Genomic DNA, 15,925 nt, shown 5'->3' with positions numbered 1-15,925 from the left:
TACTTTGAATAATATATAAAAAGTATAAATTTGAATAATTAAACTGATTTTAAAAAATGCTTTATGTAAAATATACAAAAAAAATAACCGGATTAAAATCCGGTAAAAAATAGGGTTTAATCATGGGGATATGTTATGTGTTATGTTAAAATTTTGGGGAATCATCTTAACATATTCCTTACGGCACAAACAAAGTATATCATTTAGAAAACTTGAATTCAATAAGATGAAAATAAGTTTATATATTAAATAAATTCGCGCAATTTTGACATACAAATAAGGTTAATTATATAATTATTTTTAAATAAAGAATAATAATGGTATAATACATGTTGAAGTTTAAAAAAACTAAGATATGTTAAAAATGAATAAATATATAAAGTTTTATTTATATATTTTAATTATTAAAAGAAATATAATATAATTTAAAGTATAGAGTTTATAAACAAATTAGTAATATTTTTAACTATATAATCTTGGAGGATTAAGATAATATGAAGAGAAATTTTGAAGAATTCAAAAAATATATACAAAATAAGAATGTAGCAGTAGTAGGAATAGGTGTAAGTAACATACCACTTATAGAATATTTAGTATCATTAGGTGCTAAGGTAACTGCTTTTGACAAAAAAAATAAAGAAGACCTTAAAGAGGTTGTTGAAAAATACGGTAAAATTGGTGTTAAGTTTGAATTAGGTGAAGGTTATCTAGAAAAACTTACAGGATTTGAAGTGATATTTAAAACGCCTTCTATGAGAATAGATTGTGATGAGTTAGTAAGAGCGAAAGAAGAAGGAACTTATATAACTTCAGAAATGGAAGAATTCGTTAAGTACTGTCCAGCAAAAGTATATGGCATAACAGGTAGTGATGGAAAAACAACAACTACAACATTAGTTTATAATATATTAAAAGAAAGTGGATACAATACTTGGGTTGGGGGAAATATAGGAACTCCATTATTTACGAATATAGAAAAAATGAAGGAAACAGATAGAGTTGTTTTAGAGTTATCTAGCTTTCAATTAATGACAATGGACACATCAACAGATATAGCTGTTGTTACAAATCTTTCTCCAAATCATTTAGATATGCATAAGGATATGGATGAATATGTGGATAGTAAGAAAAATATATTTAAATATCAAAATAAAGAAAATTTATTAGTTTTAAACTTAGATAACGATATAACTAAAGGTATGATTAATGAAGCTAAAGGCAAAGTTTACACATTTAGTAGAAAAGAAAAAATAAGTGAAGGTGCTTATTTTGAAGATGGAAAGTTATATGTAAAAGGTCAGCTTGTTTGTAGAAAAGATGAAATTAAGTTAAAAGGAATGCATAATGTAGAAAACCTTTTAGCAGCATTTTCAGCTACTTGTGATGAAGTAGGTATAGAAGCTATGAAAAATGTAGCTATAAATTTTGGTGGAGTAGAGCATAGAAGTGAATTAGTAAGAAAGTTAGATGGTGTAGAATATTATAATGATTCTATAGCTTCAAGTCCAACAAGAACACTTGCTAGCTTAAAGGCTTTCGAAAAACCTGTAATAGTAATAGCTGGTGGATATGATAAAAATCTAGCTTTTGATATACTAGCATTTAATGGATATCCATATATAAAAGAACTTGTATTATTAGGTGCAACTAAGGATAAAATCAAACATGAATTTAATAGATTAAAAGAGGAAAAAGGAATAGAAGTTTCTATACATGAAGTAAGTACTTTAGAAGAAGCAGTTGAGCTTTCTAAAAAGTTAGCTAACAATGGAGATATAGTAACATTATCACCAGCATGTGCAAGCTTTGATATGTTCCCTAACTTTGCAGTAAGAGGATTAAAGTATAAAGAAATTGTTATGAATCTATAAATGTTAAATAATGAATAATCAAAGAAATAATATAATAAATATTTAAAGCATATTTACTATATTATTTCTTTTTTATATGTTTAAGGAACTACTACAAAACTAACTAAAGGTTAGAGGAGTGATAGCTTTTTTTATATGTAATTTGTTTAATATATGATTTAGGGATAAGAAAGAATGGTAAATATAATTTTATGAAAATTTCTAAATCAATTTTCAATGAATAGCTTATTTAAATTTTTTATTATTACATATTGTATTAAAAATCAAATTTAGGATAATGAATATTGAACTTTATTACAAACAAAGGATAATAAGTAACTTTAAGGAAAGTAATGCTTGACGTAAACGGGTTATTGAGGTAATATAGAGAAAAAATATTATTGCTATGAAGAGGAATAGTAAGTATAGTAATTTCTTATTAGAGAGGGAATGTTTGATGAAAATTCCTAGAAATTATATACTGAACCAGCTTTGGAGTTCTGTACCGAAATAATAGTAGGCTACAGCGGGTATTCCCGGTATAGATAAAGAGAGATTATAAGATTATTACGCGCAATTTTATAATAATTAGGGTGGTAACGCCAAGAAAGGTCCCTTGTGGATTTTTCTTGGTGTTTTTTTGTATTTAATAATTAACAGATAGGGAGGAACAAAATCATGGGTAAAAATAATAATAAAAAATTTGTTGAAGCTATAACGGCTATAGATAAGGATTTTGCTAAGTGGTACACAGATATTGTAAAGAAAGCGGAGCTTATTGATTATTCAACTGTTAAAGGGTGCATGATTATAAGACCTTATGGATATGCCATATGGGAAAATATTCAACGATATTTAGACAATAAGATTAAGGAAACTGGACATGAAAATGTATATATGCCAATGTTCATACCAGAATCATTATTACAAAAAGAAAAGGATCATGTAGAAGGATTTTCACCAGAAGTTGCTTATGTGACAAAAGCAGGAGGAGAAGATCTTGCTGAAAGATTAATAGTAAGACCAACTTCAGAAACTTTATTTTGTGAACATTATGCTAAGATTATTCAAAGTTATAATGATTTACCTAAGAAATATAATCAATGGTGTTCTGTTGTTAGATGGGAAAAAACAACTAGACCATTTTTAAGAACTTCCGAATTTTTATGGCAAGAAGGACATACGGCACATGCAACAGCAGAAGAAGCAGAGGAAGAGACTATTAATATGTTAAATGTTTATGCTAGTATGCTAGAAGAATATTTGGCAATTCCAGTTCTAAAAGGACAAAAGACCGAAAAAGAAAAGTTTGCAGGAGCTAAGGCAACATATACAATTGAAAGCTTAATGCATGATGGAAAGGCACTTCAAAGTGGAACATCTCATGATTTTGGAGATGGATTTGCTAGAGCGTTTAATATAAAATATTCTGATAAAAATTCTAAGTTGCAATATGTGCATCAAACTTCATGGGGCGTTACAACTAGATTAATTGGAGCTATTATAATGGTTCATGGAGATGACAGTGGATTAGTATTACCACCAAAAGTAGCGCCAATTCAAGCAGTCATTGTTCCAATTGCTCAACATAAAGAGGGAGTCCTTGATAAGGCTAATGAATTGAAAAATATGCTTTCTAGTGTTGTAAGAATTAAGTTAGATGATTCAGATAAGATGCCAGGATGGAAGTTCAATGAATATGAAATGAAGGGGATACCAGTTAGAATTGAAATTGGACCAAAGGATATAGAAAACCACCAGGTAGTTTTAGTTAGAAGAGATACTAGAACAAAAGAAGTAGTTGATTTAAATGATTTGAAGGATAGAATTTTAGCTGTACTAGATGAAATTCATAAGTGTTTATATGAAAAGGCGTTAAAGAATAGGGAAGAACGAACTTTTGTTGCTAAAACAATAGAAGAACTTAAAGATAATGCTGAAAATAAATCAGGTTTCACTAAAGCTATGTGGTGCGGTGAAAGAGAATGTGAGGAAAAAATTAAGGAAGTAGCAGGATTAACTTCTAGGTGTATTCCATTTGAACAAGAAGAGATTGATACTAAATGTGTATGCTGTGGCAAAAAAGCAGAAAAAATGGTTTATTGGGGTAAAGCATATTAAAATTTATTATTATTGTTTTTAGATAAAGTAAAACTTTTTTAAATCAAAAAATCTTTTATTAAAAATAAACCTTATCATTTAATAGCAAATGATAAGGTTTGTTTGGGTATGAATATATTATTTTTATGGTAAAATTAGCGTGATGAAAAAACTATAAGAAAAAAGAAGTATATACTTAAAAAAAGTAGATACAGTGTTTATACTTAAGGGGGAGAGACAGTGAAGAAAAACTCTACAAAAGTAATTTGGGGAATGTTTATTATGTTTACGATTATATTTATTTTGAATTTCAAGGTAACAATTAATATATCAGAAACAGAAAGAATGTTTTTTATTTTGGAATTATGGGGTATGATTTTAGCGATTATTTTACTTATAAAAAATAAATTACCACAGAGGAAATATATAAATATTTCTTTGATTTTAAGCATATTAGTTGCATTATCATATTCAACCATATTGGTTATATATATTAATAAAGCTATTTTTTTAATGATAAAGGGATTTATTATTACTTTAATATCGGCTTTGGCTATATTTAGTACATTTGAAAAGCATAAGAATGAAAAACTTTTATTTTTAAATACAAAGAGCAAAGGAAGTATTTTAATAAGTATTTTATTTGGAATAAGTGTGGGAGTTGTTTTAGGAATAGTAAATTACTTATTTATGAAAACAAATAATGTGCCACATTTAAATATTAATTCATCTTGCTTTGTTGTAGCATTAAGTCCTGCAATTTATGAAGAAATTGTAATGAGGGCGTTGTTTTATGCTTTTTCCATAAATTTGTTGGAGGGAAAAATTCAGACCAAATTTCAAAGATTTACGTGTTGGTTTATGATGATTATGCCACATGTTATAGTACATACTCCAGACAGTTTTATTTATGGTGGTATTACTTCTAGAATTATATCGATAATAATATATGTTTTAGTATTTGCCTTACCTTTTGCAATTTTACAGAAAAAAGTTGATATAACATCATCAATGATTGCTCATGGATTGGTTGATACTATTAGGTTTTGCTTTTTTGGATTGCCATTTTGATTAAGGATATAGGGTTCTAAGTTAAATTTTAAACTTATTTATTTATCAAATGAGAAAACTCAAATTAATATTTTATTAATAACTAACAGATTATTTTAGTTAATAGTTGAGGTGATTATTATTCACTATATTCCTAATAATACTAAACGTACTTTTTAGTACCAACTTTGATTGTCTTAGGTTTCATTTATATTTCTTAGTAACTGATAACAAAAATTTGATGTATAAATTTAAAATATTTTTATACAAGATGTAGTTTTAAGTTTTAAGTGATTTGGAGCATGTCTCACTATTTTGAGTATCCGAGTTTTGAAATGGATAATTTAAAAAGTAAACTTGGAATTCTATGATAAGTAAAAATTAAAACTATAGATAAGTTTGATTAACAGAGGGATGCAACTGATAGTTGACAAAAGGAAATCACTAGTTGGTAGAATCATATATTTATATTTTGTATAATTTTTCATGGGGGTGAGAAAGTGGATTTAAATAAAAAATTACAGTTATTAAGAAAGAAGAATGGATTATCTCAAGAAGAATTAGCAGAGAAATTAGGAATATCAAGACAAGCAATTTCAAAGTGGGAGTCAGGACAATCAATACCGGACTTGAATAAATTTATAATACTGTCTGAACTATATAATGTAACCATTGATAGCTTAGTTAAAGATAATGATAGATTTGATATTTTACAAAATAATACATTTGAAGATAAAGGAGAAGTAGATAATAATAAAAAACAGGTAGTTATTAATTTAGGTAGCAGGTCATTGGAATATGAATATAAGAGTAAGAGAAGAGTTTTGGGATTGCCACTTGTGCATATTAACTTAGGAAAAGGTTTGAAAAAGGCAAAGGGAATAATTGCTTTAGGAAATATATCATATGGAATAATATCTGTAGGATTTGTATCCTTTGGGATTTTAAGTTTTGGTTTTATATCCATAGCATTAATTAGTTTGGCAGCTTTAGCAATAGGTTTATTGTTAGCAGTAGGGGCTATTGCTATAGGGACCTTTTCAATTGGAGCAATATCTATAGGAATATTTTCATTTGGGGCAGTGGCTATAGGAAAATATGCATCAGGTGCAGCGGCAATAGCATCAGATATAGCAATAGGAGATTATGCAAAAGCTAATATAGCTATAGGAAACAAGGTAGAAGGAAAGAATACATTATCATTATATGCTTCTATAGATGAAGTGAAAAATTTAATTAAACAAGAATATCCTAATTTAGGAGATTGGCTTGTGAAACTAGTTAACTTTTTTATTATATCGATTAAGAAAGGGAATTAAAGAGAATTCTAAATTTGAGTATACTCTTTTTTTATATGTAATTTGTTTAATATATGATTTAGGGATAAGAAAGAATGGTAAATATAATTTTAAATCGTTATTCAGTTAGTTGTTTCGAGAACCTCTAATAATCTTTTTTGAAATTTTTATTTACCATATATATTTTTATCCGGTTTTTATGACTACCCGGAGAAGCGACGTCCTTGTCTGATGCACCGGCTAATCCGTCCTTGGATTATGTTAAAAAAATCAAATAAAAATTTATGAAAATTTCTAAATCAATTTTCAATGAATAGCTTATTTAAATTTTTTATTATTACATATTGTATTAAAAATCAAATTTAGGATAACGAATGTTGAACTTTATCATAAATAACAAAGGTTTTTATTTAGAAAATATTAAAGGACTTACTCTCACAGTAAGTCCTTGTTGAAATTCTATAACAATATTATAAATCAACTAAATTTTAAATTATGAAGATTTTACTTAGAGATAATTTTACGTTTCTTTAAGAATATAAAGTTGCATATTAATGAAATGATAAACATTAATATGAATACATATCCAATTGGTATTAGTGCAAATGGCTCGACCAATGTTCCATCTGATAAAATTTTTACACCTATAACATTATACATAATAAAACAAAGTATAGCTGCTAATGCTGAAGCTATCATTGAACCTTTTGTAAATGCAATTCTTTTATCCATTTTCCACTTTGTTGAAATACTTTTCATTACTTGTACCTTCCCTTCTGGAATATTTGGCTTTTCTAAATTTATTTCAAGTTTTTTCAATTCATTTAAGCATTGAGTACATTCAGCTAAGTGCTCTTTTATTAACGATGAACTTTCATTACTACAAATTTTATCATAATACAATGGTAGTAAATCTCTAATAACTTCACATGATACTTTCATATTAACTTCTCCTTTATCTTTATTCTTGAGCGATGATAAGTAACTCTTGCCCAACTTTCTGTTTTACCAAATAGTTCAGCTATTTTAACAAACGATAAATCTCCAAAAAAACGCAATGTAAATACTTCTTTAAATGGTTCTTCTAAGTTATGGAGTAATTTATGAATTTCAAATGCACTTTCATCGTCAAATAATGTTTGTTCAAAATCAACATCAGAAACATCGACTATATCTTCAACTCTTACAAAGTTGCTTTGTGTTTTCTTTAGATATGAAAAATATGAGTTTTTAGCAATTTGGCAGAGCCAAACTCTCATTTTACAATTTCCTTTGAAGCTATCAATATTTTTTAAAGCCTTAAAAAATGTTTCTTGTGTTATATCCTCTGCAATGCTTTCGTTCTTAGAAAGACTTAATACATATTTATATACGTCTTTAAAATATGCAGAGTATACTTCCTCAAATTCGGTCACATTTTCACCGCCTTTCATATATAAGACTATAAAAATTGTACTTCGTTACAAGATTTCATAAAAAATATTTAATTATTTAAAAATTAATAGAATAAAAAATATATTTCACATTAAATTCAATCATATTAAATACTACATTCTAAGCTATAGTGGATTAATTCATAAATAAACTTATGAATTTTAAATAAAAATCTATATTTTATAGGAGGATAAAACTTGAAAAAAGACCTAGCTATCCTATTATGGAATCTCTATAGTATATTTTAGTTACTATATCATAATTATATATATTAGAGATAGGGGGATTAATTGGGGGGACTTTAGCGTGAAGTTTCTATTATAAAGTATAAAAAATGTTACTTTGACTTTATCTACATATTTTAAATTCTATATTTAAATAAAAAATCATATTTATAATAATGAATATTGAACCGTACCATAAATAACGAAAGTTTTTACTAAAATTTAATTATAAAATAATGACTAAGCAGTGTTGGCTTTACCATATATCGATAACCACCTATAGGTGGTTATATTTTTTGCATTTTAAAAAGAATATATAAATAGTACGGGTGTCAAGGGAATATTTGACAAAATATATCATTAAATGATATATTATATTAAATTATATATCATTAAATGATATATTTAGTGGGAAGGAGAATTTCATGGCAAGAAGAGATTCTATTGATGTTGGAGAGCTAACAGATTCTGCTTTTTATATTTTATCGAGTGTTATTGAGGAAAAGCACGGATATCTAATTATGAAAACTATTGAGAATCTTACTAATAACGAGGTTACTATTGGTCCTGCATCACTTTATACAACACTGAAAAAACTTTTAGCAGCAGGTTTAGTGGAGTTGAGTTCTGACACAGATGAAAATAAAAAAGTGTATAAAATAACAAGTAAAGGGCGAGAGATGCTAATAAAAGAGATTGAGCGTAAAAAGCAGATGGTTAAGTTTGCTGAAAATTTTTTGGATTAAAATGGGGGTATTTATGAAAAATAAATATGTAATGATTAATGGATTGGCATTTAGTGAAGAAAACGATATGGAAAAACTAAAAAAATATGCAATGGAAGGTTGGATATTAGAAGATATTGTAGGAGGTTTTTTCTATAAATTAAAAAAAGATAAGCCTCAAGACATAATATATAGCTTAGATTATCAGAATGAGGCAAATGAAGAATATTTTACAATGTTTAAAGAAGCAGGATGGAAATCCGTTATTTCTATAGGAAACCAAATGCACATTTTTTCAGCACAAGCTAAGACTAAACCTATTTATAGTGATAGTAAAACAGAAATAGATAAATATATAAGAATAAGGAATTCATCAAAAAAAGGGATGCTTTATTCCTTAGTAATAGCTATAGCACTAATATGTTTATCAGTTGTTTCTTTAATTCATATAAAACCTGTATTTTTAATTATCATTGGATTATTAATAATTGATATTATTGTATTTATTTTTAATTTTATGCCTTATTTAGCATATAATGATAGAATTAAACAAATAAAAAAGTATGGTAAGTGCAAAAGTGAAGCAATAAATAGCAAAAGCTTGTGGAAAATAGAAGGATTTTTAGGAGTTCTATTTTTGACTTTAGGGCTATTAGATTTAATTAGTAAAAAATATTGTGGAATATTATTAATAATTTCAGGTGTTATTAATATTAATTTAAGTTTAGATCATTATAAGAAATATAAAAAATCGTTATAAATTATAGGGAGACAAGCAAATTTAATATAATTCATTAATTAATTCGCAAAAAAAGTAATACGAAAACTGTATTTATTTAATACGGTTTTTGTATTACTTTTTTTAAAAGTAGAAAATTATCAGTAATCTCTGCAATATTATCAATATTATTTAAATAAATAAAATGACTGCCCTCAAGTATTTCATATTTTACATGTTCACCAACTCGTTTTAGATGTTGAATTTGATATTCTTGAGGGGTGATTTTCAATTGTTTGTTAGGTCTTTCATAAGTTTGTTTAGAAATTATTTTAAAATAGGGTACAGATTTAGGAAATGGTAAATTCATAGTTTCCTTTATAAATCCACCAGAATTTAATATTTGCTTTAAAAGTGTATTGTTTATTGAAAAACCTGCAAATAGAGCAATGTCATTTAGTTCTTTTTTTGTGTATCCAATCTTAAAAAGTGATTTTTTATTTGCAGTTAGATGTGCAATTATTGAAGTAATACCTATAACTTGCTGAACTTTTGCAATTGGAAGTATATATCTTAAAAAAGATGGCATTTTATCATAATATGCCGTAGATGTTCCATCAAGAGATATAATAGCCTCAATTTCTTCAGGATATTTTGATGCATAGTATTCACTATAAACACTTGATATAGAATGAGGCATTAAAATATATGGAGCTTTAAACCCTGCTTTACTAAGTGCAGTTCTTGTTTCTTCAACATAATTTTTACTAGTACGAGATTTTGAAGTTTCACTACTAAAACCTACACCAAAATATTCAACACAAACAACTGTATAGTTTTTGCTTAATTTACGCATAAGTGGACCGAAATCAGCAGATGGAAGGGGGATACCCATACCTGGAAGTAATACAATTGTTTTTTTACCATTTCCCATTGAATAAATATGCATTTTTCCGTCATCTACACCAATAAGTTGTCCATAAGGTTTTATTTGATTTAGCTTACTTTTAAAATAGATAGAATGTAGAATTGAACCAATTAGCATAAATACTGCAATTAGTATAATGATTATATATAATATCTTCATAGTAATTTTCCTCTTTTCATTTTAAATCCGCTTACAATAGCTTATATATTTTAATTTTCACAGTTAGGAGAGGAGATAATTGAAATATCTCTTGCTTTTCTTATTTCAGATGAGTCAAAGTTGTATTTAAAAATAAGCTCACGTAATTCTTCTAAAAACTTATCGAATTCAATATCGCTCATCATTAATATTGTATTATTTAAAAATACTTTATCTCTTCCAGGGTTATTGTTCTTATTGCTGAAATAATTATGAAATTTTGAGTAAGTACTCATTAGAAACCCAAAAGCATTTTCGTCAGCATTTTCTCTAGTATTATGTTTTGTAATTTCTGCAATATTTAAAGTAAGAGTTCTTTCTAGACTTCCTCTAATTTTTTTTTCTGATATAACAGATAAAATATTATTATCAATTAAAGTATTTATATGACGATACATTGTTGTACGTGGTACATCTTTAATTTTTTCACAAAGTTCAGAAGCAGTACTACTTTTACTAGTAGCCATTGCTTGAATAATTCGCATACGAATAGGGTTTAACATTATTTTATTTATATCACTCATAATAGACCTCCTTTTATTACTACTTATAATATTAATACCAAAAATGGAACCAATCAAGATTAAAAACAAATAATAGATTTGTATAAGTAAATTAATATGCATTTTAATAATTTAAACATACTATTTATAAATGATATTATAGTTATAGATAATGTAATGTTTATTTAAGATAAGAAGCAAGGAAGTATAGAATAGGACATTTTTTTAGTTGCGATTATGAAAAAGCTTATAAAATGGACATGTAAAAGAATTTTGACATAGAAAAAAACCACATGTAAAAGAATTTTGATAGACCAATACATTTAATCATGACAGGATGTTAGTGAAGGGAGAAGTTTTATGGAGGTTGGAAGTAAATTAAAAAAAGCACGAATAGATTCTGGGTTAACTCAAGAAAGAGTTGCAGAGGAAATACAGGTTTCTAGACAGACAATATCAAACTGGGAGAATGAAAAATCTTATCCAGATATTATAAGTGTAATTAAGTTAAGTGACCTCTATAGTATCAGTCTGGACGAATTATTGAAAGGAGATTCGAACATGATAAAGCATTTAGAGGAAAGCACAGATGTTGTGAGTAGTAACAAAAGACTGCTCATGGCTATTGGATTAAATGGAGTATTATTAATTTCATTTATCTTTTTAAATAGTGTGATAGCAAAAAATAATTATATGATTATAGGTAGTGCGTCCATCTGTATATTGAGTTCAACGGCATTATTTTATCAGATAATTAAGAAGTTTTAGGGGGAGTTATATGAGTTGGTATTTAATTGTATTAATGTTTATTGCAATATTAGGAGCAGTAACCCTTGCTTATCAGGTTTTTAAAATGACAGAACTTGATGCTATAAGCAGAGGATTAAAACATCCAAAGTTTTGGGGGATTTTTTCATTGAGTGGAAATGGAGGCGGTGGATTATTACTATATTTGATTGGTAGAAGAAAATATCCATCTTTCATGAGTAACGCAGATAGATTGATAATGGAATCAAGAAAAAAGAAGGCAGGAGTTTCTTTAGTTTTTTTGGCAATATCAACAATAATTTTATTTGCAATTTGTATTTTAACCTTTTAAAAGGAGTAAGAAGTTATATATTTAATAAATAGGAGGGAACCAAATCTGTGAGGAGGAGGTTTTTTATTTATAAATTTTTGTTTGAGATTGTTTCCTTATAGTCATGAGATAAATAGTAAAAATGTTAATAGGAATAAATTACTAATATATATTTACTTGCATAAACAAGTAAAGTGATTTATAATAAATTAAAACTTGTTTATGCAAGTAATTTAACAAAAGATAAGGAGAGATTATTATGAAAACATTAGTAATTTTAGCACATCCTAATATTGATAAGTCAAAAGTTAATAAAATGTGGGGACAAGCATTAAGAAAAGAGGATGATATAACTGTACATGAAATTTATAAGCTTTATAAAGATGGTAAAATAGATGTTAGTTCAGAGCAAAAGTTAATAGAAGAACATGATAGAATAGTATTTCAATTCCCATTTTATTGGTACAGTATACCTTCATTTTTAAAACAATGGCAAGATGAAGTTTTTGCTTTTGGTTTTTCTCATGGACCTAACGGGGATAAATTAAAAGGAAAAGAATTTATGTTAGCAATTTCAGCTGGAGGTTCTAAAGAAGGATATCAAGCTGGAGGATATCAAAACTTTTCAATAAGTGAGTTAACAAAACCACTACAAAACATGGCTATTTTTACTGGAATGAAATATTTGCCACCATATGTTTTATATAGTACACATAAATTAACTGATGAAGAAATCAAAGTCAGTGCAGAAAAACTTGCTGATATACTAAAAGCATAATATAAGATAGTAAAAGCCTTAGTCTTAATGTGACTAAGGCTTTTATAATATATTAAAAAATATATCATTTAATATTATTTAGTTAGATTTTATTAAGGATTTATTCCTTAGAACTATTGTTATCTAAGTTCTCTCGTATGTTTTCTAAAAATTTTATTCCAGCTGCAAATTCTTCTTGTGACATACCAGTGATTGTTTCATTTAAGCATTGATTAGATATATCTAAAACGGTATTTTTAATGGCTTCACCTTTTTCTGTGAGTTTTATCCTTCGTATTCTTTTGTCTGTTATACAACTTTGACGAATTATAAACCCATTTTTTATAAGAGTATTTATAAGTCTAGATGTACTTGCTTCATCTCTATTAGTTAGTTTAGCTAAATTATATTGGCATAAGTCTTTGTTATCCCATAGTATTGTTAAAAGGGTATATTGCTCAAAAGTAATATTAATACCTTTTGCTTTTAGTTTTCGTGTAAAATTATTAGACATCATTTTATCTGTTGAACTAAGTAAAAAATTTAGTTCTTTTTCAATTTTATGAACCATTTTATCACCTTTATATTTTATTAGATTTTAACTATTATAATATTTATAAAAGATATTATTGTCAATAATCATAGTTTATTGATTTGATAAAAATATATTCCTTATCAATATCAACAAATATATAGCATTTTAAAAAGTCTTAGAATTTCAGAGTTAAAAATTCATTTTATATTCCTTAGAAAAAGCTTTGACTCTAACGTCACGTGATAGTGTACTATAAAAATAGAGATTGGAAGTATTATAAAAATTTTCGGCTAGCAGAATGTTACATAATATTGAAAGCTCTAAATTTAAACTTTGAGGTGTAATAATGAGAACAGTAAAACAAGTTTCAGATTTGACAGGAATAAGTGTGCGCACACTACATTATTATGATGAAATTGGGTTATTAAAACCAAGTAAGGTTACAGAAGTAGGCTACAGATTTTATGATGATGAAGCCCTTAAAGATTTGCAACAGATTTTATTTTTTAAAGAACTTGATATACCCTTAAAGGAAATTAAAGAGATAATGTTAAGTCCATACTTTGATAAAATGCAAGCATTGAAAAATCAGAAAAAATTGCTTGTTTTAAAAAGAAAAAGATTGAATGGGTTAATTGACCTTATAGAAAAAACATTAAAAGGAGAAAGTACAATGAATTTCAAGGAATTTGATATGAGTGAATATTATAATGTATTAGAAGAGTTTAAAAAGGAACATGCAGATAAGATAATTAAAATGTATGGTAGTATAGATAAATATAATGAAAATATTGAAAAGTTTAAAGCTAAGGAAGATGAAATTGCTAAAATGGCCATAAAGCAATATGGAAGTATTGAGAAATATGCTAAAGCTTTAAAGAAAAACCTTAATAGTGGTATGATAACTTTATCAGAGCAATATGATGAGTTTAAAAAAGATTGTTTGGAAGGGAATCATCCTAAATTAAAAGAACTATATAAAAAAATTGTGTCTGACTTAAGTAAAGATCCTTCTTCAAAAGAGATTCAACAAATTGCTGAAGAAATAACAAATACAGCTAAGAAAGATTATGAAATTTTCAAAATGGAGAATGGCGATGTTTATTGGTACTATATGGTACGACTATTCAGTAATCCTATATGGATAAAAGAGGTTGATAAGAAATATGGTGACGGTGCATCTAAGTTTATGGGAGAAGCTCTAAATAAATGTTTGGGAGATAAGCGACCTAAATTAGAAGGATTATATGAAAAGCTTACATCTGATTTAAGTAAAGACCCTTCTTCAAAAGAAATTCAACAAATTGTTGAAGAGATTGAAAATGAGACGAAAAAACAGAACGAGGCTTTAAAAATAGATGTGGGAGAAAATTATTTGGGTTATAATGCAGAGCTCTATTTGTCAGATTCTGTTTTTAAAGAAGTAGTTGATAAAAAATATGGCAGTGGGTCATCTAAATTTATTGGAGAAGCACTAAAGTTTTATTCTGAAAATAGTAAGTAATAAACTAAATTAGGAGTTAAAAATCGTGTAGTTCAAAAAGTGAATTACACGATTTTTAAATAAATATATTAGACTATTTATGTACTATATAAATATGTAATGTTTTTTACATATGTTAATCTTAGTTAAAAGAGATTTAATTTAAAACGGTACAAGTTTATTTTAAATGTTTAAAAAATATATAAGTTGATAGAATTTATAACTAAAGCAATAGTGATGTGAAAAAATGAATATATAATCATTAACTGATTTACCTTAAATGAAGAACATAGCATGGAAAAATTTAAAAAAGATAAACTACAAGAAATAATATAAAGTTTAGATTATATATGAACTAGCCTATTTAGGATAAAGTATATTTAATAAAAGTAAACTTAACCGGGTATATCTATAGAAGAAAAATAGAGATTTAATGAGAAATAAAGTGGAAAATGAATTTAATTTTAATCTATTAAGTAAAAATAATGTTTCAAATTATGTTAATAAGTGTTATTATAAGTAAGTCGTCAGCGACGAGGACTTGAAAAAAAGTTCAAAAAAAGTTGTTGACAAATGATAAACAAATTGCTAGAATGAAAAAGCAGTCGTTGATAAACGACAAAAAACAATTTGGTCTTTGAAAATTAAACAGATAAATATAGGTAAAACCAGTTAATTCATTTGAGAATCTATTTTGTAGATGCTCACATCGAAAGATGTAAAAAATTGACTATTATAGTCAGCAAATTGCTTGAAGCAGTTCAAACTTTTAAATTGAGAGTTTGATCCTGGCTCAGGACGAACGCTGGCGGCGTGCCTAACACATGCAAGTCGAGCGATGAAGCTCCTTCGGGAGTGAATTAGCGGCGGACGGGTGAGTAACACGTGGGTAACCTGCCTCATAGAGGGGAATAGCCTTCCGAAAGGGAGATTAATACCGCATAACATAGCACTACCGCATGGTAGAGTTATCAAAGGAGCAATCCGCTATGAGATGGACCCGCGGCGCATTAGCTAGTTGGTGAGGTAACGGCTCACCAAGGC

15 protein-coding genes, 1 rRNA gene and 1 other annotated feature are annotated in these 15,925 nt (G+C 27.1%); of the genes, 11 read left to right on the top strand and 5 right to left on the bottom strand.

Annotated elements, in window-relative coordinates; genetic code table 11:
- The first annotated feature begins 494 nt into the window (after positions 1-494).
- The 4 genes from murD to KQI36_RS07380 all read left to right on the top strand — a co-directional run bounded on the left by murD (position 495) and on the right by KQI36_RS07380 (position 6,319).
- On the top strand, positions 495-1,871 hold the full coding sequence (gene murD / locus KQI36_RS07395) for a UDP-N-acetylmuramoyl-L-alanine--D-glutamate ligase (RefSeq protein ID WP_216450394.1): 1,377 nt from the start codon (positions 495-497) through the stop codon (positions 1,869-1,871).
- A gap of 376 nt (positions 1,872-2,247) precedes the next feature.
- Positions 2,248-2,470 (top strand) — a binding site (T-box leader).
- Positions 2,471-2,528: 58 nt separating this feature from the next.
- Positions 2,529-3,971 carry a proline--tRNA ligase gene (gene proS, locus KQI36_RS07390; RefSeq protein WP_216450393.1) on the top strand — a complete coding sequence of 481 codons (1,443 nt, stop codon included), beginning with the start codon at positions 2,529-2,531 and terminating at the stop codon, positions 3,969-3,971.
- 219 nt (positions 3,972-4,190) lie between these two features.
- Positions 4,191-5,021, top strand: coding sequence for a hypothetical protein (locus KQI36_RS07385; protein WP_216450392.1), 831 nt, complete (start codon positions 4,191-4,193; stop codon positions 5,019-5,021).
- A gap of 479 nt (positions 5,022-5,500) precedes the next feature.
- A complete protein-coding gene (locus KQI36_RS07380; RefSeq protein WP_216450391.1) occupies positions 5,501-6,319 on the top strand; it encodes a helix-turn-helix domain-containing protein in 819 nt (272 codons plus the stop codon).
- Positions 6,320-6,802: 483 nt separating this feature from the next.
- Here the strand turns inward: KQI36_RS07380 and KQI36_RS07375 are convergent, their stop codons facing one another.
- Together KQI36_RS07375 and KQI36_RS07370 are read right to left on the bottom strand one after the other, a co-directional pair.
- Positions 6,803-7,240, bottom strand: a complete 438-nt coding sequence (locus KQI36_RS07375) for a DUF3955 domain-containing protein (RefSeq protein ID WP_216450390.1) — start codon at positions 7,238-7,240, stop codon at positions 6,803-6,805.
- Positions 7,237-7,713, bottom strand: a complete 477-nt coding sequence (locus tag KQI36_RS07370; protein ID WP_216450389.1) for an RNA polymerase sigma factor — start codon at positions 7,711-7,713, stop codon at positions 7,237-7,239. Before KQI36_RS07370 ends, KQI36_RS07375 begins: the two co-directional genes overlap by 4 nt.
- A gap of 668 nt (positions 7,714-8,381) precedes the next feature.
- On the opposite strand from KQI36_RS07370, the gene KQI36_RS07365 reads away from it, so the two are divergent.
- Together KQI36_RS07365 and KQI36_RS07360 are read left to right on the top strand one after the other, a co-directional pair.
- Positions 8,382-8,702 carry a PadR family transcriptional regulator gene (locus KQI36_RS07365; RefSeq protein WP_216450388.1) on the top strand — a complete coding sequence of 107 codons (321 nt, stop codon included), beginning with the start codon at positions 8,382-8,384 and terminating at the stop codon, positions 8,700-8,702.
- A 13-nt stretch (positions 8,703-8,715) separates the two neighbouring features.
- Positions 8,716-9,441: a DUF2812 domain-containing protein gene (locus KQI36_RS07360; RefSeq protein WP_216450387.1), complete on the top strand. Its 726-nt coding sequence runs from the start codon at positions 8,716-8,718 to the stop codon at positions 9,439-9,441.
- Positions 9,442-9,517: 76 nt separating this feature from the next.
- Here KQI36_RS07360 and KQI36_RS07355 read toward each other — a convergent pair whose 3' ends face one another.
- Positions 9,518-10,486, bottom strand: a complete 969-nt coding sequence (locus tag KQI36_RS07355; protein WP_216450386.1) for an alpha/beta fold hydrolase — start codon at positions 10,484-10,486, stop codon at positions 9,518-9,520.
- A gap of 50 nt (positions 10,487-10,536) precedes the next feature.
- Entirely contained in the window at positions 10,537-11,049 is a 513-nt protein-coding gene (locus KQI36_RS07350; RefSeq protein WP_216450385.1) for a helix-turn-helix domain-containing protein, read from the bottom strand.
- Between the two features lie 339 nt (positions 11,050-11,388).
- Between KQI36_RS07350 and KQI36_RS07345 the strand changes: the two genes are divergently transcribed.
- From KQI36_RS07345 to KQI36_RS07335, 3 genes are all read left to right on the top strand, one after another.
- Complete coding sequence (locus KQI36_RS07345) at positions 11,389-11,796, top strand: helix-turn-helix domain-containing protein (RefSeq protein ID WP_216450384.1); 408 nt, start codon at positions 11,389-11,391, stop codon at positions 11,794-11,796.
- Positions 11,797-11,806: 10 nt separating this feature from the next.
- Positions 11,807-12,127 carry a hypothetical protein gene (locus tag KQI36_RS07340; protein WP_216450383.1) on the top strand — a complete coding sequence of 107 codons (321 nt, stop codon included), beginning with the start codon at positions 11,807-11,809 and terminating at the stop codon, positions 12,125-12,127.
- Between the two features lie 238 nt (positions 12,128-12,365).
- Positions 12,366-12,884: an NAD(P)H-dependent oxidoreductase gene (locus tag KQI36_RS07335; RefSeq protein WP_216450382.1), complete on the top strand. Its 519-nt coding sequence runs from the start codon at positions 12,366-12,368 to the stop codon at positions 12,882-12,884.
- A gap of 100 nt (positions 12,885-12,984) precedes the next feature.
- On the opposite strand, the gene KQI36_RS07330 is transcribed toward KQI36_RS07335, so the two are convergent.
- Positions 12,985-13,434 (bottom strand): MarR family winged helix-turn-helix transcriptional regulator, encoded by a 450-nt coding sequence (locus KQI36_RS07330; RefSeq protein WP_216450381.1) that lies wholly within the window; start codon positions 13,432-13,434, stop codon positions 12,985-12,987.
- 310 nt (positions 13,435-13,744) lie between these two features.
- Between KQI36_RS07330 and KQI36_RS07325 the strand changes: the two genes are divergently transcribed.
- Together KQI36_RS07325 and KQI36_RS07320 are read left to right on the top strand one after the other, a co-directional pair.
- Positions 13,745-14,902, top strand: coding sequence for a MerR family transcriptional regulator (locus tag KQI36_RS07325; protein WP_216450380.1), 1,158 nt, complete (start codon positions 13,745-13,747; stop codon positions 14,900-14,902).
- A gap of 749 nt (positions 14,903-15,651) precedes the next feature.
- Positions 15,652-15,925: ribosomal RNA gene (locus KQI36_RS07320) — 16S ribosomal RNA — on the top strand; the annotation flags it as partial.

The organism is Clostridium senegalense, assembly GCF_018916625.1.
GTDB classification, from domain to species: Bacteria; Bacillota; Clostridia; order Clostridiales; family Clostridiaceae; genus Clostridium_J; species Clostridium_J senegalense.
Note: the sequence above shows the minus strand (reverse complement) of the source record. Positions and strands in the feature narration are given on the sequence as shown.

What these genes read in the sequence shown, in the direction of transcription:
- KQI36_RS07340 (WP_216450383.1), top strand. Translation starts at nt 11,807, where the DNA reads ATGAGTTGGTATTTAATTGTATTAATGTTTATTGCAATATTAGGAGCA.
- KQI36_RS07355 (WP_216450386.1), bottom strand. Translation starts at nt 10,486, where the DNA reads ATGAAGATATTATATATAATCATTATACTAATTGCAGTATTTATGCTA.
- murD (WP_216450394.1), top strand. Translation starts at nt 495, where the DNA reads ATGAAGAGAAATTTTGAAGAATTCAAAAAATATATACAAAATAAGAAT.
- KQI36_RS07330 (WP_216450381.1), bottom strand. Translation starts at nt 13,434, where the DNA reads ATGGTTCATAAAATTGAAAAAGAACTAAATTTTTTACTTAGTTCAACA.
- KQI36_RS07375 (WP_216450390.1), bottom strand. Translation starts at nt 7,240, where the DNA reads ATGAAAGTATCATGTGAAGTTATTAGAGATTTACTACCATTGTATTAT.
- KQI36_RS07350 (WP_216450385.1), bottom strand. Translation starts at nt 11,049, where the DNA reads ATGAGTGATATAAATAAAATAATGTTAAACCCTATTCGTATGCGAATT.
- KQI36_RS07345 (WP_216450384.1), top strand. Translation starts at nt 11,389, where the DNA reads ATGGAGGTTGGAAGTAAATTAAAAAAAGCACGAATAGATTCTGGGTTA.
- KQI36_RS07335 (WP_216450382.1), top strand. Translation starts at nt 12,366, where the DNA reads ATGAAAACATTAGTAATTTTAGCACATCCTAATATTGATAAGTCAAAA.
- KQI36_RS07360 (WP_216450387.1), top strand. Translation starts at nt 8,716, where the DNA reads ATGAAAAATAAATATGTAATGATTAATGGATTGGCATTTAGTGAAGAA.
- KQI36_RS07365 (WP_216450388.1), top strand. Translation starts at nt 8,382, where the DNA reads ATGGCAAGAAGAGATTCTATTGATGTTGGAGAGCTAACAGATTCTGCT.
- KQI36_RS07325 (WP_216450380.1), top strand. Translation starts at nt 13,745, where the DNA reads ATGAGAACAGTAAAACAAGTTTCAGATTTGACAGGAATAAGTGTGCGC.
- proS (WP_216450393.1), top strand. Translation starts at nt 2,529, where the DNA reads ATGGGTAAAAATAATAATAAAAAATTTGTTGAAGCTATAACGGCTATA.